Source organism: Methanobrevibacter sp. (assembly GCF_045611865.1).
Lineage (GTDB): Archaea > Methanobacteriota > Methanobacteria > Methanobacteriales > Methanobacteriaceae > Methanocatella.
Map to the genome: position 1 here is coordinate 1 of NZ_JAZKXX010000016.1, position 3625 is coordinate 3625.

Consider the following 3625-nt stretch of genomic DNA (forward strand, 5'->3'; position numbering starts at 1 on the left):
AAAAGGTGTTCATATGTCTAGGAACCCGGAAGCTATTAGCGAAGTTCTCGAAACCGTTGCTAAAGATTCTACTGTAGACATTGAATCATTATGTGCTAAGATTGTAGACAAAATGATGACCAAACATGAATATGCAGAACGTGTAGAAATATCTATGACTACTGATTTTATGTTCATGAAAGAGTCTCCTGTGACTAAAAACAAAACTCAAGAAATGGCTGAGCTAAAAGCTAAAGCTATTGGACTTAGAGATGATAGCGGCAACGTAACAATTAGAAAAAGTATTGGTGCAGAAGTTGTTGGAATGACTGTATGTCCATGTGCACAGGAATCTGTCAAAGAATCTGATAAGAATAAATTATTAGAGTTTTTAGATGAAGAAACTACTCAAAAAGTTTTAGATACTGTTACTTTTGCTTCACACAACCAAAGGGGAGTTGGAACTGTATTAATCGAAGTTCCAGAAGACAAAATTGTTAAAGCAGAAGACATCATTGAGATTATTGAAAGTTCAATGAGTTCACCAGTGTGTGAATTACTTAAAAGACCTGATGAAAATGCAACTGTAATGAATGCTCACAGAAAACCAGTATTTGTTGAAGATTGTGTTAGAAACATGATGGAAAAAATGGCTAACAAATATGCTGACTTCCCAGATGACACTTTAATTACTGCTCGTCAGGAAAATCATGAAAGTATTCACAGACACAATGCATTTGCAGAAAAAGTAACTACCCTCGGTGAGTTAAAAGAAGAATTAAACATTAATTAGGATTGATTTAATGAAAAAAACATATGAAATTGCCGGTCAAGTAATGGGCTTTTTTGATTCCTTTAAAGGATCAAGACCTGCAATTAATAATGATAAAATCTTAATTGTTAGAGGAAAATCAAGAAAAGTCATACCATTAGCTGAAATGGAATCAAAACTTTCAGAAGTTGGTGAAATCATTGGAGGAGAAGAATTAGATTCCTCTTCAGAAAAAATTTCTGAAATCTTAGAAGATGGAGACAAACATATTCAAAACACAGAAGGAACAACAAATTCTGTAGATACCAATGGATTCATAAGAATGAAAGAAGAATTAGAATCAATGGGGCTTGTTGTAGAATATAAAGTATTTGAACTTCCAAGTTTTGATGTAGTTATCGCTATATGGGAAGACAAAAATGAACTTCCACCACTCTATGTGGAAGTTACCGTTTCAGAACGTGAAGATTAAAAATGCAATCAAAATTAACTAAAGAAGATATTCTCCAAATATTGAACGCAACTGATAGTGAAATAATCGATTATATGTCACAAACAGTGAAGTTTAGGGAGAATAATCTTATTACTTATTCTAAAAATGTTTTTATACCATTGACTGAAATCTGTAGGAATGACTGCGGGTACTGTAACTTTAAAAAGAACCCCAATGATTCCGAAGCAATAATCCTTAAAAACAAACAAGAAGTTCTGGAAAGCTTAAAAGAAGCAGAACAATACGGTTGTAAAGAGGCATTGTTTACATTTGGTGAAGATGCCGATGAGGAAGAGATTGTTCAATTAAAATTAAAGGAATATGGTTATGAGTCAATGATTGACTATATTGTTGATATTTGCCAAATGACTTTAGATGAAACAACATTATTGCCCCACACCAATGGTGGAAACTTTAGTTTTGAAGATTTAAAAAGATTAAAAGAAGTTAATGCATCATTAGGTTTGATGCTTGAAAATTCATCATCTAGATTAATGGAACTGCCTGCACATAATAAAAGCCCGGGTAAAAATCCTAAACTGAGATTAGAAACCATTTCAAATGCAGGAAAGCTTAAAATTCCATACACCACCGGCATATTGATTGGAATTGGTGAGACTAAAGAAGAAATTGCCGATTCTTTATTAACAATTAGAGAACTCTCTGATACATACGGCCATATCCAAGAAGTCATAATTCAAAATTTCACACCGATACCTGGAATCGAAATGGAAAATTGGCCAGAACCTAGTTTTTTAGATATGATTAGAACTGTAATTGCTGGAACCCTATTATTTGGAGAAACTGATGTTAGTATCCAAGTTCCGCCTAATTTAAACAATGATACTGCACAAATCTTTTTGTTGTGCGGTGCTGATGACTGGGGAGGAGTATCTCCAGTGAGTCCTGATTATGTAAATATAACTTCACCATGGCCAGGAATTGATGAACTTAAAAAATTAACTGAAGATGCTGGTTTTGAGTTAATTGAAAGGTTATGCATTTATGAAAAATACATTAATGATGAATGGTTAAATTCCAACTTATTAGAAAAGATTTCTAATTTAACCTAGCATCGACAACAACATGCCATACACCTGGAGAATACTTTTTAATTTTATTTATTTTTAGCAATTCCACTTCCCTATCTCCCGCCTGAGCATTAATTCTCTCAATTGGTCGAGTATCAATTAATTTTTCAGGAACTGTTTCATGGTAATGCAGAATTCCTCCTTTATTCAAACTATCAATTGCTACTTTTAGATAATGATGTGTTGTTTTGACATAACCCATTATAATACGATCCGCTTTATAATTAGGAGTTTCGACCATACAATCCCCTAAGATAGGATTAATATTGGCCAATTTATTTAATTTTATATTTTCACATAGAAATTGATAAGAATTGGGATTAATTTCAATAGCATGGACCTTTTTGGCATTTGCATGAACGCCTATTGGAATTGAAAAATAACCGATGCCCGCAAACATATCTATAACAGTTTCTCCATCCCTAACTAATTTAGCTATCCTTAATCTTTCATTATTATTCCCTTTTGACCACATTACTTTAGCCAAATCTAATTTGAACAGACATCCATTTTCTTTGTTGATTGTTTCAGTTTCCTCGCCATACAAAATATTATAAACTGGCTCCCTTTTAGTTCCTTGAATCTGATTAATTTTCATTATAGTTTTAACATTATGTTTCTTTGATAACTCTTCAAAGTCATCATTAGAATAATTATTATCTAAAACTAAAATATCCCCAATTTTTTTATATTTCATTTATACCCCTTTGAAAGAAAACTTTATATATTGAAATAGCTAATATTTATATTGTTAGTTTATACTAATTATTGATTCTGATTTTAAATAAAATTAACATATGAAAGTGTTAATTTGTTTTGTTATATTACCTATGAGTAGTTGAAATTAGATATTTTAAATACTTATATGAGGTGTATTTAAATGGATGATAAAATACTAGAAGGTACAACAACCGTTGGAATTACATGCAAAGATGGTGTTGTATTCGCAAGTGAAAGAAGAGCTAGTATGGGAAACTTAGTAGCTCATAAAGTAGCAGAAAAAATATTTAAAATTGATGATCATATTGTAACAACCATAGCTGGATCTGTGGGAGATGCTCAAAGTTTAATGAAAGTCATTGAAGCTGAAGTTTCTTTATATCAAATGAGAAACAACGATGCTATTAGTGTTAAAGCAGCTGCATCATTAACTGCAAACATCTTACGTTCAGGACCAATGTATGTTCAAACATTACTTGGTGGAATGGATGGAGATAAACCATCTCTTTACTCACTCGACCCTGCTGGTGGTATGATTGAAGATACTTATATCTCAACTGGATCAGGTTC

General features: G+C 32.2%; 5 protein-coding genes. 4 read left to right on the forward strand and 1 reads right to left on the reverse strand.

The features are described 5' to 3' along the window. The 3 genes from mptA to cofG all read left to right on the forward strand — a co-directional run. Window positions 1-772: GTP cyclohydrolase MptA (mptA, locus tag ACKI32_RS01535; RefSeq protein WP_407412915.1), on the forward strand; the 772-nt coding region annotated here is incomplete at its 5' end. 10 nt (window positions 773-782) lie between these two features. Beyond that, a complete protein-coding gene (locus ACKI32_RS01540; RefSeq protein ID WP_407412916.1) occupies window positions 783-1223 on the forward strand; it encodes a DUF2120 family protein in 441 nt (146 codons plus the stop codon). A gap of 2 nt (window positions 1224-1225) precedes the next feature. Continuing rightward, window positions 1226-2317, forward strand: a complete 1092-nt coding sequence (gene cofG, locus ACKI32_RS01545; RefSeq protein ID WP_407412917.1) for a 7,8-didemethyl-8-hydroxy-5-deazariboflavin synthase subunit CofG — start codon at window positions 1226-1228, stop codon at window positions 2315-2317. On the opposite strand, the gene ACKI32_RS01550 is transcribed toward cofG, so the two are convergent. After that, window positions 2304-3032 (reverse strand): class I SAM-dependent methyltransferase, encoded by a 729-nt coding sequence (locus tag ACKI32_RS01550; protein ID WP_407412918.1) that lies wholly within the window; start codon window positions 3030-3032, stop codon window positions 2304-2306. The two genes, cofG and ACKI32_RS01550, sit on opposite strands and share 14 nt — an antisense overlap. Window positions 3033-3215: 183 nt before the next feature. On the opposite strand from ACKI32_RS01550, the gene ACKI32_RS01555 reads away from it, so the two are divergent. Then, on the forward strand, window positions 3216-3625 hold a 410-nt coding region (locus ACKI32_RS01555; RefSeq protein WP_407412919.1), incomplete at its 3' end, for a proteasome subunit beta.